General features: G+C 68.4%; 27 protein-coding genes and 3 pseudogenes. 15 read left to right on the top strand and 15 right to left on the bottom strand.

Features of this window, described 5'->3' with window-relative positions; translation table 11 throughout:
• Positions 1–131: 131 nt before the first annotated feature.
• The 8 genes from WDLP6_RS34030 to WDLP6_RS33995 form a co-directional block, all read right to left on the bottom strand.
• Positions 132–875, bottom strand: a complete 744-nt coding sequence (locus tag WDLP6_RS34030) for a hypothetical protein (protein ID WP_162595683.1) — start codon at positions 873–875, stop codon at positions 132–134.
• 53 nt (positions 876–928) lie between these two features.
• Positions 929–1996: an ABC transporter ATP-binding protein gene (locus WDLP6_RS34025; protein ID WP_162595682.1), complete on the bottom strand. Its 1068-nt coding sequence runs from the start codon at positions 1994–1996 to the stop codon at positions 929–931.
• A gap of 37 nt (positions 1997–2033) precedes the next feature.
• The gene (locus WDLP6_RS34020; RefSeq protein ID WP_162595681.1) at positions 2034–2951 is read right to left on the bottom strand and encodes a carbohydrate ABC transporter permease; all 918 of its coding nucleotides are present in this window, start codon (positions 2949–2951) and stop codon (positions 2034–2036) included.
• Complete coding sequence (locus tag WDLP6_RS34015) at positions 2938–3849, bottom strand: carbohydrate ABC transporter permease (RefSeq protein ID WP_162595680.1); 912 nt, start codon at positions 3847–3849, stop codon at positions 2938–2940. The genes WDLP6_RS34020 and WDLP6_RS34015 overlap by 14 nt, the downstream gene beginning before the upstream one ends.
• A gap of 12 nt (positions 3850–3861) precedes the next feature.
• Positions 3862–5214 (bottom strand): ABC transporter substrate-binding protein, encoded by a 1353-nt coding sequence (locus WDLP6_RS34010; protein WP_162595679.1) that lies wholly within the window; start codon positions 5212–5214, stop codon positions 3862–3864.
• A 28-nt stretch (positions 5215–5242) separates the two neighbouring features.
• The gene (locus tag WDLP6_RS34005) at positions 5243–6211 is read right to left on the bottom strand and encodes a TauD/TfdA dioxygenase family protein (protein ID WP_162595678.1); all 969 of its coding nucleotides are present in this window, start codon (positions 6209–6211) and stop codon (positions 5243–5245) included.
• Between the two features lie 107 nt (positions 6212–6318).
• Entirely contained in the window at positions 6319–7332 is a 1014-nt protein-coding gene (locus WDLP6_RS34000) for a CysB family HTH-type transcriptional regulator (RefSeq protein ID WP_162595677.1), read from the bottom strand.
• Positions 7333–7422: 90 nt separating this feature from the next.
• Positions 7423–8772, bottom strand: a complete 1350-nt coding sequence (locus WDLP6_RS33995) for an LLM class flavin-dependent oxidoreductase (protein WP_162595676.1) — start codon at positions 8770–8772, stop codon at positions 7423–7425.
• 303 nt (positions 8773–9075) lie between these two features.
• Here WDLP6_RS33995 and WDLP6_RS35435 point away from each other — a divergent pair, with 303 nt between their 5' ends.
• The 9 genes from WDLP6_RS35435 to WDLP6_RS33950 all read left to right on the top strand — a co-directional run bounded on the left by WDLP6_RS35435 (position 9076) and on the right by WDLP6_RS33950 (position 16351).
• Positions 9076–9198, top strand: a complete 123-nt coding sequence (locus WDLP6_RS35435; RefSeq protein WP_269475613.1) for a hypothetical protein — start codon at positions 9076–9078, stop codon at positions 9196–9198.
• A 14-nt stretch (positions 9199–9212) separates the two neighbouring features.
• Positions 9213–9395 carry a hypothetical protein gene (locus WDLP6_RS33985; protein ID WP_162595675.1) on the top strand — a complete coding sequence of 61 codons (183 nt, stop codon included), beginning with the start codon at positions 9213–9215 and terminating at the stop codon, positions 9393–9395.
• A gap of 39 nt (positions 9396–9434) precedes the next feature.
• Positions 9435–10718, top strand: coding sequence for an O-acetylhomoserine aminocarboxypropyltransferase/cysteine synthase family protein (locus tag WDLP6_RS33980; RefSeq protein WP_162595674.1), 1284 nt, complete (start codon positions 9435–9437; stop codon positions 10716–10718).
• Positions 10719–10806: 88 nt separating this feature from the next.
• Positions 10807–11613 carry a CmcJ/NvfI family oxidoreductase gene (locus tag WDLP6_RS33975; RefSeq protein WP_162595815.1) on the top strand — a complete coding sequence of 269 codons (807 nt, stop codon included), beginning with the start codon at positions 10807–10809 and terminating at the stop codon, positions 11611–11613.
• Positions 11614–11749: 136 nt separating this feature from the next.
• On the top strand, positions 11750–12229 hold the full coding sequence (locus WDLP6_RS33970; RefSeq protein ID WP_162595673.1) for a rhodanese-like domain-containing protein: 480 nt from the start codon (positions 11750–11752) through the stop codon (positions 12227–12229).
• A gap of 71 nt (positions 12230–12300) precedes the next feature.
• Positions 12301–13233 carry a serine O-acetyltransferase EpsC gene (epsC, locus tag WDLP6_RS33965; protein WP_162595672.1) on the top strand — a complete coding sequence of 311 codons (933 nt, stop codon included), beginning with the start codon at positions 12301–12303 and terminating at the stop codon, positions 13231–13233.
• A complete protein-coding gene (locus WDLP6_RS33960; RefSeq protein WP_162595671.1) occupies positions 13233–13502 on the top strand; it encodes a helix-turn-helix domain-containing protein in 270 nt (89 codons plus the stop codon). The genes epsC and WDLP6_RS33960 overlap by 1 nt, the downstream gene beginning before the upstream one ends.
• Positions 13503–13566: 64 nt before the next feature.
• Positions 13567–14499: a family 2A encapsulin nanocompartment shell protein gene (locus WDLP6_RS33955; RefSeq protein ID WP_162595670.1), complete on the top strand. Its 933-nt coding sequence runs from the start codon at positions 13567–13569 to the stop codon at positions 14497–14499.
• Positions 14500–14593: 94 nt separating this feature from the next.
• Positions 14594–16351 carry a family 2A encapsulin nanocompartment cargo protein cysteine desulfurase gene (locus WDLP6_RS33950; RefSeq protein ID WP_162595814.1) on the top strand — a complete coding sequence of 586 codons (1758 nt, stop codon included), beginning with the start codon at positions 14594–14596 and terminating at the stop codon, positions 16349–16351.
• A gap of 6 nt (positions 16352–16357) precedes the next feature.
• On the opposite strand, the gene WDLP6_RS33945 is transcribed toward WDLP6_RS33950, so the two are convergent.
• Complete coding sequence (locus WDLP6_RS33945; RefSeq protein WP_162595669.1) at positions 16358–17317, bottom strand: ketopantoate reductase family protein; 960 nt, start codon at positions 17315–17317, stop codon at positions 16358–16360.
• Between the two features lie 46 nt (positions 17318–17363).
• On the opposite strand from WDLP6_RS33945, the gene WDLP6_RS33940 reads away from it, so the two are divergent.
• From WDLP6_RS33940 to WDLP6_RS35585, 3 genes and pseudogenes are all read left to right on the top strand, one after another.
• Positions 17364–17846, top strand: coding sequence for a CMD domain protein (locus WDLP6_RS33940; protein WP_162595668.1), 483 nt, complete (start codon positions 17364–17366; stop codon positions 17844–17846).
• Positions 17847–17858: 12 nt separating this feature from the next.
• A pseudogene (locus WDLP6_RS33935) lies at positions 17859–18206 on the top strand (carboxymuconolactone decarboxylase family protein); the annotation flags it as partial.
• Positions 18207–18208: 2 nt separating this feature from the next.
• Positions 18209–18322 (top strand): annotated as a pseudogene (locus WDLP6_RS35585) (alkylhydroperoxidase domain protein); the annotation flags it as partial.
• Positions 18323–18353: 31 nt separating this feature from the next.
• On the opposite strand, the gene WDLP6_RS33930 reads toward WDLP6_RS35585, so the two are convergent.
• A complete protein-coding gene (locus tag WDLP6_RS33930) occupies positions 18354–19961 on the bottom strand; it encodes a rhodanese-like domain-containing protein (RefSeq protein ID WP_162595667.1) in 1608 nt (535 codons plus the stop codon).
• Between the two features lie 129 nt (positions 19962–20090).
• Here WDLP6_RS33930 and WDLP6_RS33925 point away from each other — a divergent pair, with 129 nt between their 5' ends.
• Positions 20091–21026 (top strand): fatty acid desaturase, encoded by a 936-nt coding sequence (locus WDLP6_RS33925; RefSeq protein WP_162595666.1) that lies wholly within the window; start codon positions 20091–20093, stop codon positions 21024–21026.
• A 234-nt stretch (positions 21027–21260) separates the two neighbouring features.
• Here WDLP6_RS33925 and WDLP6_RS33920 read toward each other — a convergent pair.
• The 5 genes and pseudogenes from WDLP6_RS33920 to phnF all read right to left on the bottom strand — a co-directional run.
• Positions 21261–21609: pseudogene (locus WDLP6_RS33920) on the bottom strand (Tn3 family transposase); the annotation flags it as partial.
• 179 nt (positions 21610–21788) lie between these two features.
• Entirely contained in the window at positions 21789–22184 is a 396-nt protein-coding gene (locus tag WDLP6_RS33915) for an HU family DNA-binding protein (RefSeq protein WP_162572149.1), read from the bottom strand.
• 251 nt (positions 22185–22435) lie between these two features.
• Entirely contained in the window at positions 22436–22993 is a 558-nt protein-coding gene (gene phnN / locus WDLP6_RS33910) for a phosphonate metabolism protein/1,5-bisphosphokinase (PRPP-forming) PhnN (protein ID WP_162595665.1), read from the bottom strand.
• Positions 22990–23691 (bottom strand): DUF1045 domain-containing protein, encoded by a 702-nt coding sequence (locus WDLP6_RS33905; protein ID WP_162595664.1) that lies wholly within the window; start codon positions 23689–23691, stop codon positions 22990–22992. The genes phnN and WDLP6_RS33905 overlap by 4 nt, the downstream gene beginning before the upstream one ends.
• Positions 23684–24451, bottom strand: coding sequence for a phosphonate metabolism transcriptional regulator PhnF (gene phnF, locus WDLP6_RS33900; RefSeq protein ID WP_162595663.1), 768 nt, complete (start codon positions 24449–24451; stop codon positions 23684–23686). Before phnF ends, WDLP6_RS33905 begins: the two co-directional genes overlap by 8 nt.
• 77 nt (positions 24452–24528) lie before the next feature.
• On the opposite strand from phnF, the gene phnG reads away from it, so the two are divergent.
• Together phnG and phnH are read left to right on the top strand one after the other, a co-directional pair.
• Positions 24529–25044 carry a phosphonate C-P lyase system protein PhnG gene (phnG, locus tag WDLP6_RS33895; protein WP_162595662.1) on the top strand — a complete coding sequence of 172 codons (516 nt, stop codon included), beginning with the start codon at positions 24529–24531 and terminating at the stop codon, positions 25042–25044.
• The gene (gene phnH, locus WDLP6_RS33890; RefSeq protein ID WP_162595661.1) at positions 25041–25670 is read left to right on the top strand and encodes a phosphonate C-P lyase system protein PhnH; all 630 of its coding nucleotides are present in this window, start codon (positions 25041–25043) and stop codon (positions 25668–25670) included. Before phnG ends, phnH begins: the two co-directional genes overlap by 4 nt.
• Position 25671 lies beyond the last annotated feature (1 nt).

Genomic DNA, 25671 nt, shown 5'->3' with positions numbered 1-25671 from the left:
GAAAAATGCTACGCCGCCGCGCGGGGCGCGTCCATGTGCCAGATGGCCGAGGCCCCCGGGGCTCAGCGCCGCCCGAGCAGCCGCGTCAGCAGCTCCTCGGGCATCCTGCCTGCATGAGTGCTGCGCGATGTCTATGAGCGCCTGGCACCGGGAAGCAAGGCCTTTGCGGCTTCTATCCGCAAAGCCAGAGGCGCCGTCTCGTCGTTCATGACGCCTCTCAGAAAACGTACCGGATCGGCGTCCGTTTGCTCGCACGCCCGCACTTCGGTCGGCCCGGGTGCCGTCGAGGCAGCGGGTGCGCCGGACTCGCCCCCTTCGATGGCACCCAGCTGGCTCAACGCGGCTTCGAACGCACCCTGTTGCATGGGTTCGAGCGCGCGCAGAAGCGTCGCCTGGCCTTCGCCGTTGGGAGGAAAGTCCAGCCACGGCGTATCGCTGAATACCGATGCCAGATCGGGGGCGACGAAAGCCGACCAGCGATCCGGGCTGATCTCGACCGGCGGCGCAGCAGGGAATTCGGCCGTGTCGGCCATCAAATGGACGTGCGCCGACCCGAGGTCCGACAGGTACCGTGCACGGAGGCCCTGCAGAAAGCGTTCGCCCGCGCGCGGCGAAATCGGCGAAGCCAGGGAGAACCACAGCTGCAGTCCGTCGACGCCCGAGACCGCGATGGCAGGGGCGGGAAGGCCGAGATCCGATTGGACACCCTGCCAGACCGAGGAGATCTGTCGCCCACCCGCCGGTAGCGCCAACTCCAGCACCAGGGCCCGGACGCCGCGCTGGCGCCCTTCATCTCCAGCGCCCGGGGCGGCGCCATCCGCGGCGCTCGCGCCCAGGCCATACAGGCGATCGAGTTCGAACTGCAACAGGTTCATGCCGACCATGCTAGTCGACGATGAACGCCACGTTTGGCGATGGTCGGACAGGGTCAGTTGAGTCGTCCGCCGCTGGCCGCGTCGAACAGGTGCGCGCGCGCGGCCAGCGGTCGCAGCGAGAGCCGGTCGCCGGGACGTGCTGCGATGCGGTCGCGGAATGCGGCAATCACGGTCTGCCCGGCCAGTTGCACGGCGACCTGGGTCTCCGAGCCGGTCGGCTCCACCACGACGACCTCGGCCGCCAGGCCGCGCCCCTCGTCGATCGCGAAGTCTTCCGGCCGCGTGCCGTAGATCACCCGGTCGCCGTGCGCGCCGTGAGGGGTGCGCGCCAGCGGCAGATGAAGGCCGTCGTCGGTCACCACGTGCGGCACGCCATCGAGCTGCAACCGGCCCGGCACGAAGTTCATCGCCGGCGAGCCGATGAAGCCGGCGACGAAGGCGTTGCGGGGCTGGTCGTAGAGTTCGAGCGGCGCGCCGATCTGCTCTACGAGGCCGTCCTTCAGCACGACGATGCGGTCGGCCATGGTCATCGCCTCGACCTGGTCGTGCGTCACGTAGACCGTGGTGGTGCCCAGGCGCTGGTGCAGGGCCTTGATCTCGGTGCGCATCTGCACGCGCAGCTTGGCATCGAGATTGGACAGCGGCTCGTCGAACAGGAAGGCTTGCGGCTGCCGCATGATCGCGCGCCCCATCGCGACGCGCTGGCGCTGGCCGCCGGAGAGTTGGCGCGGATAGCGGTGCAGCAGCTGCTCGAGGCCGAGCGTCTCGGCCGCCTGCCGCACGCGGCGGTCGATCTCCTGCCGGTCGCTGCGCCGGACCTGCAGCGCGAAGCCAAGGTTCTGCGCGACGGTCATGTGCGGATAAAGGGCGTAGTTCTGGAACACCATCGCGACGTTGCGATCGCGCGGCGCGAGCTCGTTGATGCGCCGGCCGTCGAGCTGGATCTCGCCGTCGGTCACCGATTCGAGCCCGGCGATCATGCGCAGCAGCGTCGACTTGCCGCAGCCCGAGGGCCCGACCAGCGCGAGGAATTCGCCGTCGCGGATGTCGATGTCGATGCCGCGGATGACCGGCGTGGACGCGAAGTTCTTGACGAGTTGACGAACGGCGATGGCAGCCATGGCAAATCACTTTCTGCCCCGCGGGGCGAGGTACTTGTCAGTCCTTGATGCCGCCGGCACTGAGGCCCCGGACCAGGTAGGTGCGCACGAGCACGGTGAAGATGACGACCGGGAACATCACCAGCGTGCCGCTGGCGGCGATCTTGGCCCACTCCCAGCCTTCGTATTGCAGGAAGTTGACGATCGCGACGGGCGCCGTGATCGCGTTCGTGCGCGTGAGGATCAGGGCGTAGAAGAAGTCGTTCCACGAAAAGATGAAGCACAGCACGGCGGTGGCCGCCAGCCCCGGCGCGCTGAGCGGCAGCGTGATGCGCCAGAAGGCACGCCAGACCCCGCAACCGTCGATCCATGCCGCCTCTTCGAGCGAGGCGGGCACGGCCTCGAAGAAGGTCTGCATCAGCCAGATCACGATCGCGAGGTTGAAGGTCAGGTAGACGATCGCCAGGCCGAGGATGGTGTCCTGAAGACCGAGCCACTGGTAGGCCAGGAAGAAGGGAATGGTGAAGGCGATCGGCGGCGCCATGCGCGTCACGAGGATCCACAGCGCGACGTGCCGGCGGCCCTTGAATTTCCAGCGCGTCAGCGCATAGGCCGCGGGCACGCCGATCAGCAGCGAGAACGTGGTCGAGAGCGTGCTGACCGCCAGGCTGTTCCAGAACGACTTCAGGAAGTTGCCCTGCAGCAGGCTCGCGAAGCCTTCGAGCGTGGGCCTGAACAGCAGTCCGTCGTCGAACATCTCGACCGCTGGCCGGAAGGCCAGCTGCACCAGCCACAGGAAGGGCGACAGCACGACGACGAGCAGCAGGATGGCGGCGATCGGCCGTGCATGTGCGGCCAGCCATGACGGCCTGGTGCGCGCGCGGGGACGCGCGGCCGCCGCATCGCGCAGCGGGACACCGTGCGGATGCGTGGCGCCGACGGCGGCGTTCTCGATGGTCTGGCTAGCGCTCGTCATGGTCGTTGCTCCATCCCAGTTTGCCCACCAGCCAGCTCAGCACGAACACGCCGGCCAGGATCACCGTCGCGATGGCGCTGCCGTAGCCCCAGTAGGAGAAGTTGAAGGCTTCGATGAAGCCGTAGTAGTTGGTGACCTCGGTCACGCTGCCCGGGCCGCCGTTGGTCAGCACGTAGATCAGCGGAAAGGCCTTGAAGCTGTCGATGAGCCGGAACAGGCCGCACACCACGAGCACCGGCCGGATGTAGGGGAACACGATGTAGCGCAGCACCTGCCAGCGGTTCGCGCCGTCCAGGCGCGCGGCTTCGAGCGGATCGTCCGGAATCATCTGCAGCGATGCCAGCACCATCAGCATCGTGAAGGGAAACCACTGCCAGGTGTCGGCCAGCGCGATGGCCCACAGCGCCGTCCGGGGATTGGAGATCAGCGAATGGACGGGCAGTCCGATGGCTTCGAGCGCCTGATGGATCGGACTCACGTCGGGGCTGTACATGATCTTCCAGATCAGCGCGACGACGATCGGCGGCAGCACCATCGGGATCAGGAAGGCGGTGCGCACGCCGTCGAGCACGAGCGACTTGCCGTTGAGCAGCAGCGCGAGGCCGAGGCCCATCAGCAGCTGGAGCACGACGCTCACCACCGACAGCTTGAGCTGCACGTCGATCGACGAGAGAAAGCGGCCGTCGTGCAGCAGCTGCCGGTAGTTGACCAGCGGATCGTCGAAGCGGAAAGTGCCGGCCGGGTCGGTCAGGCTGAGCGGCGTGAGGCTCGCCACCAGCAGGGCCAGCGCCGGCAGCAGCGTGATGACGAGCAGCACCGCGAGCGCGGGCGAGAGCCCGAACAGGAACGCACGGCTGCGTTCGGCCTGCCAGTCGGCGGCGTGAATCGCGAACGTCATGTGCGCCGGGTCTCAGAGTTTGGTGCCCGCGCGCTTGAGCTCGGCGATCGATGCGGCCTGGGCCTGCTGGAACGCCTGCTTCGCCGACAGCTGACCGGTCGCGATCGATTCGATCGCCTTGTTGAGCTGCTGGTCGATCTGCGGGTAGACCGACACGGTGCGGTACTTCATGTGGCCTGTCTTTGCCGCGATCTCGAACGACGCCAGCGCCAGCTGCGTCAGGTCACTGCCGTTGATCAGCTGGCGAGCGCGATACTCCTTCGAGTCGATGTCGGAGCGCCGGGCCGGCGAGCCGTAGCCCGCGAGCACCGCGCGCCGCGTGGTGGGCTTGGACAGCGCCCATTGGATGAAGGCCCATGCCGCCTCCTTGTTCTTCGAGCCGGCGGGAATGCCCAGTCCGTGCACGGAGGTGCCGGGGAAGCAGCCCGCGGGGCCCTTGGGCACGAGGCCGAACTTCACGGTCTTCAAGGTCTTGCTGGTGGCCGGGTCGCCCAGTTGCGCCAGATACAGTTGGCCGATGTCGGTGAAGTTCACGCGGCCGAGCTTGAGCGACTGGATCACCTGGTCGGGCTGGTACGTCACCGCGCCATCGGGGCCGAACTCGCGCAGCAGGCCGGCGTAGTACTCGCCGGCGGCGATCACCTCGGGCGTGTCGAGGGTGGGGAACAGATCGTCCGGCGCCTTGCGGAAGATGTCGCCGCCGAAGGCCTGCAGGTAGGGCACGAAGGTCCAGCCGTAGTGGTTGTCGGCCACGAAGCCGGCCACGCGCTCCTTCTTGTTGACGGCGCGCAGCACCTTCACGAGATCGTCGGTGGTGTCGGGGAATTGCAGGCCGGCCTTCTCCACCAGGTCGAAGCGCGAGGAGGCCGTGAGCAGCGCCTCGGCGTTCCATGGAATGCCGTAGAGCTTGCCGTCGCGGCCGGACTCCGCCGTGCGGGCGCCGGGAAGAAAGTCGTCGAGGTCGAAGTCCGCGGGCGTGAGCTGCGGGTTCTTGATGAAATCATCGAGCGGCGTGAACCAGCCGGAGTTGATCCAGCGGCTGCTGTAGATGAAGGTGACGTTGAGCACGTCGTAGGCCGAGCCCTTGGTCGAGAGTTCCAGATCCGCGCGCTGGTTGTAGACCGGGAACGAGGGCGCGTCGTAGTTCACCTTGGCGCCGGTCAGCGCTTCGAATTCGGGCAGCCACTGCTGCAGCAGCTTGGAGTACGTGGAGCCGAAGGTCGAGACGTTCAGCGTCACGCCGGCGAACTTCTTCGCGCCGCCCTGGGCCCTCGCGAGAGGGGGAAGGGACGCGGCCGTGCCGAGCGCGGTGATCGTCTTGAGCAGCCGGCGGCGCTGGCCGTCGGCTGGAGGAGTCGGGTTCATGGTGTGTCCGTATGAATTGCGAGGGCGGTCAGGCGGTCGCCGCGATGACCGCATCGATCTGTGCATCGTTGGTCGCCTCGGGGCGGCTGCGCGTGATGCTGCGGCGGCCGTCGACCGACACGGCGGCCTCGCCCTGCACCGTCACGCGGCGCACCAGGCGCGGCTGGTTGCCGTAGTCGTTGATCGCGAAATGCTGCGTCGCGCGGTTGTCCCAGATCGCCACGTCGTCCTGCTTCCAGCGCCAGCGCACCGTGTTCTCGAGCCGCGTCACGCGGTTCTGCAGGATCTCGAAGATGCGTGCCGATTCGCTGCTCGACAGGCCGACGATCTTCTTGACGAAGTGGCCCAGCAGCAGCGCGCGCTCGCCCGACACCGGATGCACGTGCACGATCGGATGTTCGGCCTCGTAGATCGAGGAGATGAACACCTGCTGGTGGTGCCGCAGGCGCTGCGCGTCGACCTGCACGCGCTCGGCGCCGTAGTCGTAGTCGTTGCTGTGGACCGCCCAGAGCCGGTCGGCCAGGCGCTTGAGATCCTCGGGCAGCCGTTCGTAGGCGATGGCGGTGTTGGCCCACACCGTGTCGCCGCCGTAGGCCGGGATCTTCACGCCGCGCAGTACCGAGAACTTCGGAAAGGCGTCGAGAAAGGTGACGTCGGTGTGCCATGCATCCGCGCGGCCACCGCCCTTCGAAGCGTCGAGTTCGAACAGGCGCGTGCCCTGCGGCGAGGGCACGGTCGGGTGCGGGACGATCCGGCCGAGCCGGGCGCCGAATTTCTGGTGCTCGTCGTCGTCGAGGTGGTCCTGGCGGCGGAAGAACAGCACCTTGTGCCTGACCAGCGCTCGGGTCAGCTGCGCGATGGCGTCCTCGTCCAGGCTGCTGCGCAGCCTGAAGTCCAGCACCTCGCCGCCGATGTGGCCGGCCAAGCGCCGGATGCGCAGGTTGCCGATGCTGTCGTCGATATCGACGTCGGTGGATGAAACGGTGTCATGGCTCATCGGGAAAATCTCCTGTCGGTGTGGAAGTCGTGAATCGGAACGGGCGCCGTCGTCGAGCGAAGGCGGCCGCCACGGGCCGTCCGCGGTGGGCGGCGCGACCCGGCTGCTCAGTGCCGGGCAGCGGACGCGCCGCCAGCGTTCGGCGCGTGCGCGAGCAGCTGGGCCAGCGCCGAGTCGGGGAGCGGATCGCTCGCCTCGGCAGCGCCGCCGCCGAGCGCTTCTTCCACGGCCGGGCGTGTCAGGGTCGGCGCGAAGGCTTCGATGAAGGCGTAGACGTACGCGCGCAGATAGGCGCCGCGCCGCACGGCCAGCTTCGTCAGGTTGATGCCGAAGAGCTGCCCCGCATCGACGGCGCGCAGCCGGGTGTCGCGCTCCGCTTCGAAGGCGATGCCGGCGACGATCCCCACGCCCATGCCGAGCTCGACATAGGTCTTGATGACGTCGGCGTCCATCGCGGTGATGGCCAGGTCGGGCTGGAGGCCGGCTTCGGCAAAGGCCTGGTCGATGCGCGTGCGTCCGGTGAAGCCGCTGTCGTAGGTGACGAGCGGATAACCGGCGAGCCGCTCGATCGTCAGCGGTCCGTCGAGCAGGGGATGGCCCGGCGGCGCGATCACCGAATGGGTCCAGCGAAAGCAGGGCAGCGCCACGAGCTGCGGATAGTCGCCGAGCGCTTCGGTGGCGATGCCGACATCGGCCTCGCCGTCGAGCAGCATCTGGGCGATCTGCTTGGGCGAGCCCTGGCGCAGGTGCAGCTGCACATGCGGAAACCGGGTGCGGAATTCCTGCACGGCGATCGGCAGCGCGTAGCGTGCCTGCGAGTGCGTCGCGGCGATGGAGAGCAGCCCGTTCTCCTGGGCCAGGAACTCCTGCCCGGCCTGGCGCAGGTTGCGGCTTTCGAGCAGCACGCGTTCGATGATCGGCAGCAGGTGATCGCCCGGCGCCGTCAGGCCTGTCAGCCGCTTGCCGGCGCGCGCGAACAGCGCGATGCCGAGTTCGTCTTCGAGCTCGCGGATCTGCCGGCTGACGCCCGGCTGCGAAGTGTGCAGCGCATGCGCGGCTTCGGTGAGGTTGAAGCCGCATCGAACGGCTTCGCGCACGGAGCGCAACTGTTGGAAATTCATGGAGCCCAAACGAGAAAGCAGTGCCAGTCGGCACTCGGCAACCGATTCTGCGAGCGGGCTCTTGAATTGCGAACTACCGAATCGTTGCTTTCAAATAAGGGAATGATCTGAGCGCGGCGGGAAGAACCGGTTGGCCGGCCGCGAGAGGCCGAGGTTCTCGCGCAGCGTCGCGCCTTCGTACTCGCGCCGGAAGATGCCGCGCCGCTGCAGCTCGGGCACCACCTTGTCGGCGAAGGCATCGAGCCCGCCGGGCAGCCACGGGAACATGATGTTGAAGCCGTCCGAGCCTTCGGTGGCTAGCCATTCCTGCATCTCGTCGGCGATGGTCCGTGCGGTGCCGACGAAGGCCAGTCCGCCGTAGCCGCCGAGGCGCTGCGCGAGCTGCCGCACGGTGAAGCCTTCGCGCCGCGCCAGCGCGATCACGCGCTCGCGGCTGCTCTTGCTGGCGTTGGTTTCGGGCACTTCGGGCAAGGGCTTGTCGGGATCGAAGCGCGATGCGTCATGGCCCAGTGCGATGGACAGCGACGCGATCGCGCTCTCGTAGTGCACCAGACTGTCGAGCCGGGCGCGAATGGCCTGCGCTTCTTCCACCGTGTCGCCGACCACGACGAAGGCCGCCGGCAGGATCTTCAGATGGTCGCGCTCACGCCCGAGTGCGGCGAGGCGTCCCTTCACGTCGGCATAGAAGCGCTGGCCTTCGGCCAGGGTTCCATGCGCGGCGAAGATCACTTCGGCCGTCTCGGCGGCCAGCTGGCGCCCCGGCTCGGATGCGCCGGCCTGCACGATCACGGGCCAGCCCTGCACCGGCCGTGCGATGTGCAGCGGGCCGCGCACCGAGAGGTAGCTGCCCTTGTGGTCGAGCACATGCAGTTTCGTCGGATCGAAATAGAGGCCGCTGCCGGCATCGCGAACGAAGGCATCGTCGGCCCAGCTGTCCCACAGTCCGGTGACCACATCGTAGAACTCGCGTGCGCGGGCGTAGCGCTCGTCGTGCGGCATGTGGTCCTCGCGGCCGAAGTTGAGCGCCGCGTCGGGGTTGGAGGTGGTCACGATGTTCCAGCCCGCGCGGCCATGGCTGAGGTGGTCGAGCGAGGCGAAGCGCCGTGCGATGTGGAAGGGTTCGTCGAAGGTGGTCGATGCCGTCGCGACCAGCCCGATGTGTTCGGTGGCCTGGCTCAGGGCCGACAGCAGCGTGAAGGGCTCGAAGGAACTGACGGTGTGGCTGCGCTTCAATGCCTCGATCGGCATGTTGAGCACCGCGAGGTGATCGGCCATGAAGAAGGCGTCGAAGCGCGCGCGCTCCAGCGTCTGCGCGAAGCGCTTGAGGTGCGCGAAGTTGAAGTTGGCGTCGGCGAAGGCACCGGGATAGCGCCAGGCGCCGGTGTGGATGCTGACGGGGCGCATGAAGGCGCCCAGCTTGAGTTGGCGGGTCGAGGACATGGCCGTTCTTGTACGCCATTGCCGCTACCGCCGCCAAAGACCGATTGCTTCGATGCTTATGCAGCGGCCTCGGATCCAACGCAAAACGCATCAGCAAACTCGTATTCCTTCGTTGGCTGCCGGGCGGTGTGTCCGCAGAATCCGCCGGGTCGGCGCAGTGCGCCCCGTTTCCTTGACCCTCCCGGAATCCCCGATGTCTCCCTTTCTCACCGATCACTTCGATCCCGATCCGCCGGGCCGATCCTTCTGGCAGGCCCTGCGCGACCTCGCGCTCGGCGCGGTGGTCGTAGGTGCCGTTGCGCTGTGAAGCCGGTCACGCCCGCCGTGGCAGCCGAGCAGCAGAAGATCGCCGACACTTTCTTCGAACTCAAGCTCATTCCCAAGAAGATCAAGGTGCTCGACGCTCTCGCGGCGGGTGCCCCTTGAGGCTGAGGTTCGCGATGGCACGCATTGCCGAAGGGACACCCGCCGAACAGGCCCGGCGCGTGATCGCACGAACGACCTCGGTCTGGCAGATCGCACCGGCCTCGCCGCGCGAAGTGGCTCGCCGTGCGCCGCATGGCTATGTGCCGGCCCGGGTCATGCGGCGCATCCGCACGGCGGCACTTGCCTGGGCTGTCTGACAGCGCCTTCCAAACCCAATCTCTCTTCGGTAACCAACGATGTCGAACAACTGGAAATTCGAAACCCTGTCGGTCCATGCCGGCTATTCGCCCGAGCCCACCACGCGCGCCGTCGCGCCGCCGATCTACCAGACGGTGGCCTATGCCTTCGACAGCGCGCAGCATGGTGCGGATCTGTTCGACCTGAAGGTGCCGGGCAACATCTACACCCGCATCAACAACCCGACGCAGGATGTGCTGGAGCAGCGCGTGGCGGCGCTCGAAGGCGGTATCGCCGCACTCGCGCTCGCCTCGGGCCAGGCGGCCGTGACCTATGCGATCCAGACCATCGCCGAGGCGGGCGACAACATCGTCAGCAGCACCGCGCTCTACGGCGGCACCTACAACCTGTTCGCGCACACGCTGCCGCAGTTCGGCATCACCACGCGCTTCGCCGACCACCGAGCCCCGCAGAGCTTCGAGCCGCTGATCGATGCGAAGACCAAGGCGGTGTTCGTCGAATCGCTCGGCAACCCGGCCGGCAACATCACCGACATTGCAGCCATTGCCGAGATCGCACACCGCCATGGCGTGCCGCTGATCGTCGACAACACGGTGCCGTCGCCCTATCTCAGCCGGCCGATCGAGCACGGCGCGGACATCGTCGTGCATTCGCTCACCAAGTACCTCGGCGGCCATGGCACCAGCATCGGCGGCGCGATCGTCGACTCTGGCAAGTTTCCGTGGGCCGAACACAGGCAGCGCTTCCGGCGCCTGAATGAACCCGACGTGAGTTACCACGGCGTGGTCTACACCGAGGCGCTGGGCCCGGCCGCCTACATCGGCCGTGCGCGTGTCGTGCCGTTGCGCAACACGGGTGCGGCCATTTCACCGTTCAATGCCTTCCTGATCCTGCAGGGCATCGAGACGCTGGCGCTGCGCGTGGACCGCATCAGCAGCAACGCGCTGGCGGTGGCGCGGCACCTGAAGAAGAGCGAGGCCGTGAAGTGGGTCAACTACGCGGCGCTCGAAGACCACCCCGACCATGCGCTGGCGCAGAAGTACCTCGGCGGCAAGGCCAGCGGCGTGCTGACCTTCGGCATCGGCAGCGGCCGCGAGGGCGGCGCGAAGTTCCTCGATGCGCTGAAGCTGTTCACGCGCCTGGTCAACATCGGCGACGTGCGCTCGCTGGCCACGCACCCGGCCTCGACCACGCATCGGCAGCTGTCGCCGGACGAACTCGCGCGTGCGGGCGTGACCGAGGACACGGTGCGCCTGTCGGTCGGCATCGAGCACATCGACGATCTGCTGGCCGATCTCGATCAGGCACTTGCGGCCGCATGAAGGAAGAGACATGGGCGCCCTTGCGATTTCATCGAACGCACCGGGTACGTTGAATGCGTGGCCCGGGGCCGCGAACGTCTCGGCCGTGATGGCGGAGCTCAATTACCTGGCGCCGGGCGTGAGTCGCCCGGTGAGCTACACCTTCGAGCCACCCGCCGGCGTGCCGTGGAACACCGGCGAGCTGGCGCCCGAGTGGGTGATGATCCACGATGGCCGCGCACTGGCTGCGTTGGGCGAACTGTCGCTCGACCGCAGCGGCTTCGCGCAGCTCTCCCATCGCAGCGCCCTGAGCGACTTCTCCGACGACGCGGCCATCCGCGATGTGTACTACGCCGAATCGGCGCAGCTGCTGCGTGCCGCCACGGGGGCCGAGAAGGTCGTCGTGTTCGATCACACCCTGCGCGACAGCGCGAAGGGCTCGCGCGCCACGAAGACGCTGCGGGAGCCGGTGCGACGCGTGCACAACGACCAGACCTTCGTCTCGGCCCCGCGCCGCGTGCGCGACCATCTGCCGCCCGGGGAGGCGGCCGACCGGCTGAAGCATCGCTTCGCGATCATCAACCTCTGGCGGCCGCTGGCGACCGTGGAGCAGCTGCCGCTGGCGATGTGCGATGCGCGCTCCATCGCGCCCGGGGATCTCGTGCCCAGCGACCTGGTCTACCCCGACAAGGTCGGCGAGACCTGCTCGTTCCTGCACAACCCCGAGCACCGCTGGTACTGGTTTCCGCGCCTGCGCAGCGACGAGCCGCTGCTGCTGAAGATCTACGACTCGCGCGCGGACGGCACGGCGCGGCTGACGGCGCACAGCGCCTTCGTTCATCCGGACACCTCGCCCGAGGCGCCGCCGCGGCGCAGCATCGAACTGCGTGCGCTGGTGTTCTGGCCGGCTTCCTGACGTGCCCGGCGCATAGATCAAATGGTTGTTAGGAATTGACTTATCGGTCGTTGGTGCTGGCCGTCGTCCGGCCTAAAGTGGGCTATCGCCATCAGGGCGAGATGGGCAATCCCTCAAACCACGGAGCATTTCTTTCATGTCATCTGACGTCGAGACCCTCGCACTCCCGCGAGCGCTGGAGCAGGCACAAGCCGCAGCGGCGCAACAGCATCTGCCCTATGCCGGCGGTGTCGCGCCTCCGGTCGCGTGGCAGCTCGTCCAACAGCGCGAAGCGGTTCTGGTCGACGTGCGCTCGGGCGAAGAGCGCAAGTTCGTGGGCCATGTGCCCGACAGCCTGCACGTGCCGTGGGCCACGGGCACGGCGCTCACGCGCAACCCCCGCTTCGTGCGCGAACTGGAAGCCAGGCTGGCCAGGGACGGTGGCAAGGACGCGGTGGTGCTGCTGCTGTGCCGCAGCGGCAAGCGTTCGGCGCTTGCGGCCGAAGCGGCGACCAAGGCCGGCTTCAGCCATGTCTTCAACGTGCTGGAAGGTTTCGAAGGCGAGATCGATGCCGCGCAGCATCGTGGTGCCGCCGACGGTTGGCGCTTCCACCAGCTGCCCTGGGTTCAGGACTGACGCGGGACGCGCACCACGAAAAAAACGAGAAGAGCGCGCGCCCGGGCACGCCGCATCAAGGAGGAAAAATCATGAGCGGATTCGACGTCGGCCAGTGGGTCGGCGAGCTGCGCGGTGTGCGCAATGAATGGCGCGAGGCGCAGAAGCGCCAGCGCGAGCCCGCGGGCCGGGAGTTTCCGTCACGCGAGGCATTGGCCGGCGTGGCCGAGCAACTCAAGGGCGTGCTCTTTCCGATGCGCCTCGGCCCCTTCGATCTGCGCCAGGACAGCGAGGACTTCTATGTCGCGCACACGCTGGACGCTGCCTTGCATGCGCTGCTGGCGCAGGCGCGGCTGGAACTTCACTACGTGGCACGGCATGCGCCGCGCCCGGCGGCAGAGATCGATGCCGAGGCGCGCGAGGCCGTGCGCGCTTTCGGCGCAGCCTTGCCGGGCATTCGCCGGCTGCTCGACAGCGACGTCGTCGCGGCCTACCAGGGCGACCCGGCCGCGCACAGCGTCGACGAGGTGCTGTTGTGCTATCCGGGCGTGCTGGCCATGATCTACCACCGGCTTGCGCACCGGCTCTATCGATTGCAGTTGCCGCTGCTCGCGCGCATCGTGGCCGAGCTGGCCCACGGGCAGACCGGCATCGACATCCACCCCGGCGCGCAGATCGGCCGTGGCTTCTTCATCGACCATGGCACGGGCGTCGTGATCGGCGAGACCGCGGTCATCGGCCAGCGCGTGCGGATCTACCAGGCCGTGACGCTCGGTGCCAAGCGCTTCCCCGTCGACGGCCACGGCCTGCTTCAGAAAGGCCTGCCGCGCCATCCGGTCGTCGAGGACGAGGTGGTGATCTATGCCGGCGCCACGATCCTGGGCCGCGTCACGATCGGCCGCGGCGCGGTCATCGGCGGCAACGTCTGGCTGACGGCCGATGTGCCGCCCGGCGCCAGCGTCACGCAGGCCGGCGTGCAGAACGCGGCGGCGTCCGGCGAGGTGCTGTCGGCGGCTGCGCAGTGATGACGGGACTGGTGGAATGCTTCGGCGTGGCAGTGCGCCAGCTGCGCGTGCGCAACGGCTGGTCGCAGGGCCAGTTGGCCGAACGCTCGGACCTCGATCGTTCCTACGTCGGCGAGATCGAGCGCGGGCGCGTCATCGCCTCGATCGTCACGGCCGAGAAGCTCGCGCTCGCGCTGCAGCTCGACGTGGCCGCGCTGCTCGCGCACTGCGAGCAGCTTGCCGAGCGGCGTGCCGGCCAGCTCATCAACTTGGCGGCTATAGCCCGTTGAGGGGAAACCCGAAGCCTTCGACACTTCCCGCAGTCCCTCTTCCCGAACCACGGAGTCTCCCCTCATGACAGCCACAGTCGGCGGAACGCACGCCCTCGGCGACAGCGCCGCGCGCCAGCTAGCCAATGCCACCAAGACGGTTCCCCAGCTCGAAACCATCAGTCCACGCTGGTTGACGCACCTGCTGCAGTGGGTGCCCGTGGAGGCCGGCATCTACCGCCTCAACAAGGTGAAGAATCCGGAGTCGATCCAGGTCACGTGCACCGCGCGCGAAAGCGAGAACCAGTTGCCGCGCACCTGGGTCGACTACGAGGAGCAGCCGCGCGAGTATTTCCTCAACGCCGTGAGCACCGTGCTGGACGTGCATACGCGCATCTCCGACCTCTACAGCAGTCCGCACGACCAGATCAAGGAGCAATTGCGCCTCACGATCGAGACGATCAAGGAGAACCAGGAAAGCGAGCTCATCAACAATCCGGACTACGGCCTGCTGTCGCAGGTGACGGACGAGCAGCGCATCTTCCCGCTGACCGGCGCGCCGACGCCGGACGATCTCGACGAACTCCTGACCAAGGTCTGGAAAGAGCCCGCGTTCTTCCTCACCCATCCGCTGGCCATCGCTGCCTTCGGCCGCGAAGCCACCCGCCGCGGTGTGCCGCCGCCCACCGTGAGCCTGTTCGGCTCGCAGTTCATCACCTGGCGCGGCATCCCGCTGATCCCGTCCAACAAGGTGCCGCTGGCCGATGGCAAGAGCAAGATCCTGCTGCTGCGCGTGGGCGACAAGCGCCAGGGCGTGGTCGGCCTGTTCCAGCCGGGCCTGACCGGTGAACAGAGCCCGGGGCTGTCGGTGCGCTTCATGGGAATCAACAACCACGCGATCGCCTCCTACCTGATTTCGCTGTATTGCTCGCTGGCGGTCCTGACGCCGGATGCGCTGGCCGTGCTCGACGATGTCGAGATCGGCAAGTACCACGACTACCCCGACACCTACAAGTAAGACGCCGAGCGTGAGCACGTCTCTTTCTCCACCTGGCCTGCCGTCGATCCCGCAGCAGGCCGAGGCGCCGTTCGACCCGGTCGTGCTCGCGCGCATGGCGAGCCAGCTTTTCGCCGCGCTGCCGGGCCAGGCCCTGCCGCCCGGCGTGCAGGCGCCTTCGCAGTTGGCGCCGCCCGGCTCGCCGCTGGTGAGCCCGGCCGGCTTCGGCCCCAGCGTGCCGGGCACGCCGATCCCGCAAGGACAGGTGCCGGGCGCCAATCTCATTCCCGCGTCGCCGACCCAGGTGCTGTCGATCGGCAACCGGGCCCCATCCCTGCTGCCGCATGCGGTGGCAGGCAATGGCGTGCCTGACTCGCTGCAGAGCGCCTTGCCTGCGCACGAGCCGCGGCTCGGTGACGCGGTGCTCGGCGTGCACGACGGGTTTGCGAGCTATCCCTTCGCGCAGCCCGAAGGCGGCGATGTCCGGCGCCTGCTGACGAAGCCGCCCGAACAGGCCCCGGACCTTGCGCCTTCGACCGAGCCGCAGTACTACTTCGTCGACTCGGTGCGATTGACCAGCGGCTACGTCACGCCCGCCAAGCCATCACCGCATGGCGACGTGCCGGTGGCCACCGCAGGCCAGCGGCAGCCCTTCGACGTGCATGCCGTGCGGCGCGATTTCCCGATCCTGCAGGAGCGTGTGAACGGTCGGTCGCTGGTCTGGTTCGACAACGCCGCCACCACCCACAAGCCGCAGCCGGTGATCGACCGCGTCTCGTACTTCTACGAACACGAGAACTCGAACATCCACCGCGCCGCGCACGAACTCGCCGCGCGCGCCACCGATGCCTACGAGGGCGCGCGCGAACGCGTGCGCTTGTTTCTCAACGCGCCCGACGTGAACGAGGTGATCTTCGTGCGCGGCACCACCGAGGCGATCAACCTGGTCGCCAAGAGCTGGGGCGGCCAGCACGTGGGCGAGGGCGACGAGATCATCGTCTCGCATCTCGAGCATCACGCCAACATCGTGCCCTGGCAGCAGCTCGCCTCGGCCAGGGGCGCGACGCTGCGCGTGATCCCGGTCGACGATTCGGGCCAGGTGCTGCTCGACGAGTACCGCAAGCTGCTGAACGACCGCACGAAGATCGTCGCCGTCACGCAGGTCTCGAACGCCCTCGGCACGGTGGTGCCGGTGAAGGAGATCGTCGCGCTCGCACACCGCGCCGGCGCTCGGGCGTTGGTCGACGGCGCGCAGTCGGTCTCGCACATGCGGGTCGACGTGCAGGACATCGGCGCCGACTTTTTCGTGTTCTCCGGCCACAAGGTGTTCGGACCGACCGGCATCGGCGTGGTCTGGGGCAAGCGCGAAGTGCTGGAGGACATGCCGCCCTGGCAGGGCGGCGGCAACATGATCGCCGATGTCACTTTCGAGAAGACGGTGTTCCAGCCGATCCCGAACAAGTTCGAAGCCGGCACCGGCAACATCGCCGACGCGGTGGGCCTCGGTGCCGCGATCGACTACGTGAACCAGATCGGCATCGAGACCATCGCGCGCTACGAGCACGAGCTGCTGGTCTACGGCATGCAGCAACTGGGCGCGGTCCAAGGCGTGCGGCTGATCGGTACCGCCGCCGACAAGGCCAGCGTGATGTCCTTCGTTCTCGACGGCTACAGCACCGAGGAAGTGGGCCACGCACTCAACGACGAAGGCATCGCGGTGCGCACCGGACACCATTGCGCGCAACCGATCCTGCGCCGCTTCGGCGTCGAGACGACGGTGCGGCCGTCGCTGGCCTTCTACAACACCTTCGACGAGATCGACCGGCTGGTGGCGGTGGTGCGCCGGCTCGCGGGGCAGCGCCGCGCGGGTTGAGCGTCGTCAGGCGGCGAGCCGTTGCGCCGGTTCGGCGTTTGCGGTGTCGCGTGTGCGTCTGGCTTCGTAGCTGCGCAGCTGGGCATAGGCCAGGGGCAGCAGCACCGTGTCGGCGGTCGACCAGCGTCCGCGGCGCAGCAAGTCGCCGAGGATGTGATCGCCTTCGGTCGGTGCGCCGCGCTCGATGTCCGTCAGCAGGGAGGCGGTGAGGGACGAACCCGGCGCTGTCACGGCCGCGCGGGTTCGGCCCAGCGCTTCGGGACTTGGCGCGAAGCCGTTGTGCGCGGCGATGCGGCTGCACTCGTTGAGCAGCTCGAGGGCCACGCCCTGCGCCCCGGCGCGGACGATGTCGCCCACGCTCGCGCGCATCAGGCTGGTGGCGCCGGCCAGCGTCGCGACGTGCACCCACTTCTCCCACAGGGCCTGCATGATCCGGTCGCTCGGCTGGCTGTCGAAGCGGGCCGATGCGAACGCGGCGGCGATCGCATCGACCCGCGGGCTGTGCACGCCATCGAGTTCACCGAAGGCCAGCGTGTGCTCGCGGCCGAGGTGCAGCACGGCGCCGCTCTCATCGAGCGCAGCGGAGATCGCGCCGAGTCCGCCGAGCACCTTGCGAAAGCCGAAGCGCTCCGTCAGCCGGTCGATATGGCGCAGTCCGTTCTGCAGCGGCAGGATCGTGGTCTCGGGACCGACCGCGGGGGCGAATGCAGCGATCGTTCCTTCGAGGTCGTAGGCCTTGCAGGCCACGATGACGAGGTCGGCGGGCGCTTTGAACTGATGCGCGAGCACGGTCGGCGCCGACGCCAGATGCGCATCGCCCCACGGGCTGTGGATGACCAGGCCGCTCGCCGCCAGTTGGGCCGCGCGCGAGGGGCGCGCCAGGAAGGTCACGTCCTGCCCGGCCTGCAGCAGCCTGCCGCCGAAGTAGCCGCCCAGGGCGCCAGCGCCCGCCACGAGAATTTTCATGGATCGTTCTTTCAGGTTCGTCGCAGCGTAGGCTGTCGCGCGCCGCTTGACCACGAAGCTTTCGGCATGTGCTCATGCGAAAACCGAAGTCTTCGTGGCCGGCCTGCACGGGCAGGCCGAGTTCGCTGCCTTCTACGCCCGCGGCCTGGCGCGCGCGAACGGCCCGACCCGCCTGCTCGAAGCAGTCGCTGCCGAAGCCGCGCAAGCCGCTGCACACGGTCCGTACGGCCGCTTTCCCGTGGGCCCGTTGAGCATCGAGGACGCGCCCGGACCTGTTCATGCGATTGGCGACGCGCACCGTGCCGTGCTCGGTGCGCGGCTGTCGGCCGCGCTGGTGCATGCCCACCTGCTGGTGCTGCATCCGCGCGACGCGAAGGCCGCGGACCTGCAGGCGCTGCTTGATGCGGGCTGGTCCACCACCGACATCGTCACGCTGTCGCAGCTGGTGGCCTTCCTGTCCTTCCAGATCCGCGTGGTCGCCGGCCTGCGTGCGCTCGCGGCCCGCCCTGCATCTTCCGTCACTGCCTGATCGGGTCACCTCATGAGCCATCCAACCCTCTCGCATCCCGACAACGTCCCGCCCGACGCGTTCACCCAGGCGGTGCTCGACTGGCTGCCCTGGCTCGAGCCGCTGCCCGAGTCCGAGCTGACGGAGCGCCATCGGACGGGCCTGGTCGACGCGTCGCGCGCCAAGTCGCCGTACTTCATGCTTCTCGCGCGTGACCCCGACATCCTCGGCGCGCGCACTCGCACCGACAAGGACATCTTCTACAACCCCGATGCCGGCCTGCCGCGTGCCGAGCGTGAACTCTCGGCCGCAGCGACCTCGCGCTACAACGGCTGCATCTATTGCGCGTCGGTGCATGCGCGCTTCGCCTCGCATTTCTCGCCGTGGGCCTCGACGATCTCGCGATCGCCGACGTGATCCATGGCGCGGCCTTCTTCAACTGGGCCAACCGGTTGATGCTGTCACTGGGCGAGCCGCACGCGCCGGCGCAGGCCTGAGCGACCGGGTCGGCGCGAGCGAAACCAGCGTTCAGAAGAGCCGAAAGCGCACCGTGGGATCGCGCACCACGCGTGCGCTCAGGCCGCGCTCCCACACGAGGTAGTCGGTCCATGCGCGGTCGCGATGCGAGGCCGGCACCCGCATCACCGAACCCCAGTCGTCCTCGAAGGGCGTGAGGCGTTGGGCGGGTTCCCAAACCTGCTCGGTCGGCCGCCCGGCGGCCCGCCATGCATCGGTGCCGCCCTGAAGCCACTCGGCATGGCAGTCGGGCCAGCGTTCGCGGACCTCGGCCGTGACCCACCGGGCGGCCCGGCCGTCGGGCGAAGTGAAGACGATGGCGAGGCCGGGCCGTTGCAGTGCGGCGACCGGCTCGAGCGTGTAGGGCAACAGGTAGTCCGCGCCTGGAAGGTGTGCGCGCTCGAAATCGGCGCTCGGACCGACGTCGATCACGCGGATGCGCGCCGGCGCGGAACGCAACAGCGCGGCCAGTTGGGCTGGCGAGAGCCCTTCGCCGGCGGATGCCGTCAGGTCTTCGCCGCTGTCGCGCCCTGCGATCCACGAAGCGGGCAATTCGCCGTCCAGGATGAACACCTCGGCCTGGTTCAATTGCAGCAGCCAGAAGGCAGTGACGGCTGCGCGAAGGCGATGCGGTTCATCCAGCAGCACGATGCGCGCGCCGCGAGTGCCGATCAGGTTCTCGAAGTGCATGAGCAACTGGCCACCGGCAACGGCGCCCACACCGGGCGGGGTGCCGTCGACGACGGCGCCCGGCCGCAGATCGAAAAGGTAGAGCGTCCTGTCGGCCTCGGCCTGCCGGCGCAAGAGCAGGTCCGGGTGCAGCAGCGGCAGGTCGTGGCGCGCGATCAGGTCGTCGGCCCGGCGGCGAAGGGCTTCATCGGACGCTGCAGGCAGATCGACAGCCGGCAAAGCGTCCTGCAAGACGGGCGCGCCTTCGAGCGCCCACTGCATGACGCCGTCCTCGAGGAAGTGCACATCGGGATGACCGAGCAGGCGCAAGCTGGTGCTGCCGATGATGCCGCGCGTGCGGCTGAAGCAGTGGACGACCCAGGGGCCGGCTTGCGCATCGACGGGCCATTGGCGCAGCGCGAGTTCGCAGCCCGGGTGATTGCCGGCGCCTGGAAGCGACAGGAACGCATATTCGTCTGCGGGCCGCGCGTCGATCAGGGTCACCGGCGTACCGGCCGTCCGGTGCGCCCGCAATGCATCGCCCTGCCAGGTGGGCGTCGCATGGTGGGCCAGCACCTGGCCTCCGAATGCCTTGACGAGCGTGCCATAGCCGTCGATCAGCGCAAAGCCCGCCGCCTGCCAGGCGACCGTGCCGCCGGCCAGCGTGCGCACATCGGTGTAGCCGAGCCGGGCCAGCAGCTTTGCCGCACGCGGCGCCGGGCCGTGCGGGTCGCCGGCATCGACGAGCACCACCGGCGTGCCGAGACGCGGCACCAGCGCGCGCACGTCGAGCGGCAGGCAGGAGAGCGGGGCGAGCCGCGCGAGGTTCAGATGGCCGCCCACATACGCGCGTGCCTCGCGCACGTCGAGAAGGGCGAGTTCCTGGTCGTCCAGCAGCAGGCCGTGAAGCGCCTGGGGCGTGATGGACGATGGCAAGGACGGACGGGCCATGAAGGAAGGACTGTAGGCGCATGGGCCGCTGTGACCGGAAAGATTTTGTGCATGTGCTCATGCGCAATGGGAGCAAGCGAATGCCTCGGCCCCAGGCAAGATTCCTTGTCGTTCCCTCGACATGCCCGCATGACCACGCTCGCTCGCACCCTCTCGTCGAACGCCGCCGCTGCGCCGCGCTGGTGGCGGCGTTGCGAAGCCCCGACCTGGGTTCTCGCGATATTCGTCTATCTGGCCTGGGCGGCGCTGGTCCTCGCACATGCGGCCGTCCCTGGCGTGCTGTTGTTCGTGCTGGGCGGTTGCATCGGGCAACTGCACGCTTCGCTGCAGCACGAAGCCATCCACGCCATGCGCCGCATTCCGAAGCTCGTTCGATGGGCACTGGTCTGGCCCCCGCTCAATCTCTGGCTTCCCTATCCGCTCTATCACCGCAGCCACAGCGCCCACCACGTCAACTTCCATCTCACCCATCCGCAGAAGGATTCGGAGAGCGTCTACCACTCGGCCGCCGCATGGGATGGCTACGGCCCGGTGCAGCGGGCGGTCATCGCTGCCAACCAGACGCTCGCGTTCCGGCTGATCGGGGGGCCCTGCCTTTGTCTTGGCAACATGCTGCGCGCGGAGCTGGGCCGACTGGCCGCAGGCGACTTCTCGCACGTTGGCATCTGGCTCGTGCACGCGTTGAGCGCCGCGCCCGTCCTCTGGTACGTGACCCGGGTTTCGGGCATGGGCCTGGGCGAGTACCTGCTGTGCTTCGTCTACCCGGGCATGATGCTGGGCGCCCTGCGTTCCTTCACCGAACACCGCTGGGACGATTCGCCCCACGAGCGGGTCGCGATCGTCGAGTCGAATGCCGTGTTCGGGCTGCTCTTCCTCAACAACAACCTGCACCATGTGCACCATCGGTGCCCGACGATGCCGTGGTACGAGATGCCCGGGTATTTCCACCGCAACCGTCGCGCGGTGCTCGAGGCCAACGGCAACTTCTACTACAGCGGCTACGGCCAGATCGCCAGACGGTATCTGTGGCGGCCGATCTTCCGGCCGGTTCATCCCCACTGGTGACTTCGCGGCCGCGCGCAGGAGGGGGCTGCGCGCCTCGTGCGCGCTTCAGCCAGACATCGCGAGACGACGCCGGGCGGTAGTCTGTCAGCCGCCCGCGATGCATTTCCTTTTGGCCCCTGCGTTTGCCATTCGAGAAAGCGAGAATCGTGTCCGCGCGCATGGGGAAGGCACCTACAGCTGGAAGCCGCCGAACGACGCGATTGCTCGTCATGGCACGACCTGCGTCGTTCGGATGCCGCTGTACACCGCGCGCTGGAGCTGATGCCCCGATTCGCCCCGGTTCAGTCGCGTGTGGATCTCGCGCCGGAAGTCCTCGATGGCGATGTAGTCGCACAGGAAGACAGTGCGCAGCAGCCGTCCCAAGGTTCAGCTGCCCGATGCAGGGGTCGCCTTGCGCGGCCGAGCCGAAGCGCTGTAGGGCCGGAGTGGCTGACACACGCCCGGATCGAATGGACGCCGCCAAGCGCAGGAGCTCGTCCCAGCCGCACTCGATTGCGCTCAGCGAGACGCTTCTCGCGGTGACTGCTTCGAGGCCTTTCGGAACTTGGAAGACGCGCGGCAGATGCAGCTTTCGCTCCGCCAAGTAGTCATCACACCGCCGCACGTTCGAAGAACTTGAAGCCGAGCATGGGCCTGATGCGCGACTTCACGCCTCGGCGGTCCGGTTCTGGTGCGAACTTTCCGCGCAGCCGAACGTCTTCCTGCGACCCTCGTGAGAAATGGCTGGCCGCTGCGTGCGTCAGACGCACGCAGCGCTGCCGATCAGAGTGCCGCGTCCTTCAGTTTCTTCAGCGCGCGGGCTTTGATGCGCACCGTGGCGGGCTTGGCAGGGAACTCGCGCTCGACTTTCGTGAACGGGTCAATGCCACGCCGCTTCTTCTTGGCGGGCACCTTCAGCACACCGATCTTGAGCAGACCCGGCAGCGTGAATTCGCCCGCGCCCTTCTTGTTGATCGAGCCAAGAATGGCTGTTTCCAACGCGGCGAGTACGGCCTTCACGGCCTTGGGTTCGACGCCGGACTGTTCGGCCAGATGGCTCGCCAGTCCCGATTTCGTGAACGTTTCCTTGACCGGCTTGACAGCGGCGGGTGCGGTCTTCGCGGCCGGGACGGCCTTCTTGAGAGGTGCCGTCTTTGCGGTCTTCTTTGCAGTTGCCATGATTCTTCTATGTTGATGGATGAAGGGGAAGGGCGAATGCCCGGCGCATTGCGCGCCCCTCGATTCTATTTGAGGACCTTGAGCTGGCCTCATGGCGTCCGCCGCAAGGCGGGAGAAGGGCGACGCCAGACTCGCGATAAACGAAGTCGACGCGCCGATTCCTCGCTCTGGTTTCTTCGTCGCCGCCGAGCAGGCCGCCATCTGAACGTGCCCCGCCAAGCCTTCGCATGCCACGCGCACGGAGCGGTGCATCAAAGTCGTTCGAATGCGCTCAACAGTGCCGCGCCCGCGACATCGAGTGTGCCGTCGTTGCGAATCACGATCGCGTGTGCCGGCGCCTGATAGGCGAGCGCGCGCCGCACGCGTGCTTCGACCGCCTCGGGTGTTTCGCGACTGCGCGTGAGCAGGCGGTGGCGCAGCGTCTCGACGCTCGCCGTGATCTGCACCACCGCCAGCTCCGGAAACCTGTCCAGCGCCTGCGGCAGGTAGGCCCGCGAGCCGCTGACGATGACCCGGTGGCCGGCCGCGAGCGGCGCGAGCTCGACGTGCTGCACGCCGTAATGCAGTCCGTTGGCCTGCCAGTGGAACGCGAAGGCCTGCGCGTCGCGCAAACGCCGGAACGCATCGGCATCCACGCTGTGATGCTGCTCGTCGCCGGGCCGCACCGGTCGCGTGATCGTGCGGCGCGCCCAATGCACATCGGCCTGCGGCGGCAGCTTTGCCTTCAGCCAGGCCAGCAGGCTGTCCTTGCCGGCACCCGAAGGACCCATCACGTAGATGAGCCGACCCTTTCCCTTGCCGCCGTTCATGCGCCGAGCCGGAAGTGCTCGACCAGCACGAAGTCCGCGCCGGGCTGCGCCTCCGCGAAGAGCGCGATCGATTGGAAGCGGCATGCCGGCATGTCGCCGAACCATGCCGAGGCCGTGCGCTCCAGCGCCTCGGTGATGGACGGCTCGGCGTCGCCCAACGCGCCGGTCAGCGACAGGTGGAAGCGAAAGCGCTCGAGCACGAACGGGTAGCCCCAGCGCAGCAGCAGCGCATCCTCGAGCGGTGTGAGGCCCGCGGCGCGGCGGCGCGCCAGCTCGGCCGGCGGCAGCGGCGCGGCCAGCGGCTGCAGGCCCTTCACGCACGCAGCGGCGATCGCATCGATCGCCGGGTTCATCGGCCTGGGCACCAGCGCCAGAAAGTCGTCGAGCCGGCAGACCTCGAGCGGCGGCAAGGTGAAAGGCTCGAAGCCGGCGGCAAGCGCTCGCATGCGCTCGCGCAACGCGCCCGCGTCGACGCCGGGCGCCAGCCTGAACGGTGCCTTCAGCGTGGCATGCCAGCCATAGCGCCGCGGCGCCTGCGTGAGCCGAGCCTGCACCGCGTCGGCAATGCCGGGCACCGGAGGCTGCGGCAGCGCGTGGCGTTGCGCCGCATCGCGGCCCAGCCATCGGCTGCCCGCGCGCCACCACGCATCGTCGACCGCCGGCGCGAAGTACGCCGCATAGCGATGGTTGTCACGCATCGTGCGCCACCGTGAGCGTGACGCGGTCGCCCGCGAACCAGGCCAGCGCGAATTCGATCGGCACGCCGGCCGTGTCGACATTGATGCTCTCGACCGCGAGCACCGGCCGCGTCGCGGTCTGCCGCAGATGGGCCGCCACCGCGGCCTCGGGCATCTGCGCCGTGATGCGACTTTCCAGCCGCGTGTAGTCCGCCACGCCGCGCGCTTCGAAGCCCGCGGTGATCGAGCCGGTCTCGCGCACCACATCGTCGAGACCCGCGAAGCGCGGCAGCGGAAAGCAGCGCTCGCCGACATGCAGCGGCTGGCCCTCCGCCTCGCCGAGCACGTGCAGGCACAGCACCGGGCTTCGCGCCGGCACACGCAGCGCACGCGCCTGCGCCGCGGTGGCACGCACGTTGCGCGCGTCGAGCACGCGCAACGCGCCGCGCAGTCCTGCCTGCGCCATGTTCTGGTGATGGCGCGTGCGCCTGGTGAGCACGAGGTCGACCGCAAAGTCCTCGACATAGGTGCCGCTGCCCTGGGTCGCGCGCAGCAGGCCCTGGCTGCACAGGCTCGCGAGCGAACGGCGAATGGTGTGGCGGTTGACGCCGAACTGCTCGGCCAGCGCATGTTCCGAAGGCAGCCGCTGGCCCGGCGGATAGATGCCGCGTGCGATTGATTCGGCCAGCTCGGCCGCGATGCGGATCCAGAAGCTGTCGCGCACGGCGGGCGCGGAAAGGGCGGCGGAAGAAGATGCGGAGAGTGAGGTGATGGCTGTCATGAAAGCTACATGGCCCGGTTCTAAGCTCGCGGCTGTTGTTCGATTTGTCTATACAACTTTCGCAGAGTACCACCTCCATGTTTCATGCCTTTGACAGCCATCCGGCCGACCGGCCGCCGCAGCGCGCGCAGTGGATGGCCTTGCTGGCGCGCGCGCCGATGGCGCTGCTCGAACCCGCGCTCTGCGCGCACGCACGCAAGACGCCGCGCTGGCTGCGCGCGCCGGAGACCGGGCTGATGATGGTCCAGGGCCGCGCCGGCGGCACCGGCGAGCGCTTCAATCTCGGCGAAGTCACCGTCACGCGCTGCGCGCTCCGGCTGGCCGAGCCCTTGCAGCACGAGGCGCCGGTCGGCGTTGCCTATGTGCTCGGCCGCTCGCACCGGCATGCCCAACTGGCCGCGACGGCCGATGCGCTGCTGCAGGATCCGGCACAGCATGCCGTGCTCGACGCCAGTCTGCTGGCGCCGGTGCGCGCGCACCTGGCCCGCGAACGCATGGCGCGACGTGCGCGCGCCCAGGCCAGCAAGGTCGAGTTCTTCACCGTGGCGCGCGAATCCGGCAGCGCGGGCGAGGACGAGGAGGAGGGCGCATGACCCCCAGCGAACTCGCCGCCATCGGCGCCGGTTTCTCCGACCCGGCGCTCGGCAGCCAGGCCGTGTTCCGCGCGGCGTTGCAGGCGCTGTCGCATCCTGGCCGGCCGGTCGACGTGCCGCACGATGCCGAGGTGCCCGCGCGCGGTCATGCGGCGGCCGCGGCCCTGCTGCTGGCGCTGCTCGATCCCGATTGCAGGCTCTGGCTGTCGCCTTCGCTGGCCGGCAGCGACGCGGCGGCGTGGCTGCGCTTTCACTGCGGCTGCGTGCTGGTCGACGAACCGGCGCAGGCGCAGTTCGCGTGGGTCGCAGCCGGTGACGAGATGCCCGCGCTCGACGGCTTCGCCCAGGGCAGCGACACCTACCCCGACCAATCGGCGACCTGCGTGCTCGAAGTGCCGGCCTTCGCCGACGCGGCGGCCGGCGGCGCGGCCTGGCAACTGCATGGCCCCGGCATCCGCGGCCAGGTGCGGCTGACGGTCGGCCTCGCGCCGCAGGCCGCCCACGCGCTGGTGGCGCAGCGCGCCGCCGAGCACGCGGCCTTCCCGTGCGGCATCGACCTGTTCCTCGCCACCGAGCGGCAGATCGTCGGGCTCCCGCGCACCACGCGCATCCGGATGGAGAACTGAG

The organism is Variovorax sp. PBL-E5 (assembly GCF_901827185.1).
Classification (GTDB): Bacteria; Pseudomonadota; Gammaproteobacteria; order Burkholderiales; family Burkholderiaceae_C; genus Variovorax.
The sequence above is the reverse complement of the archived record's forward strand: the minus strand, read 5'-3'. Positions and strand labels throughout refer to the sequence as shown.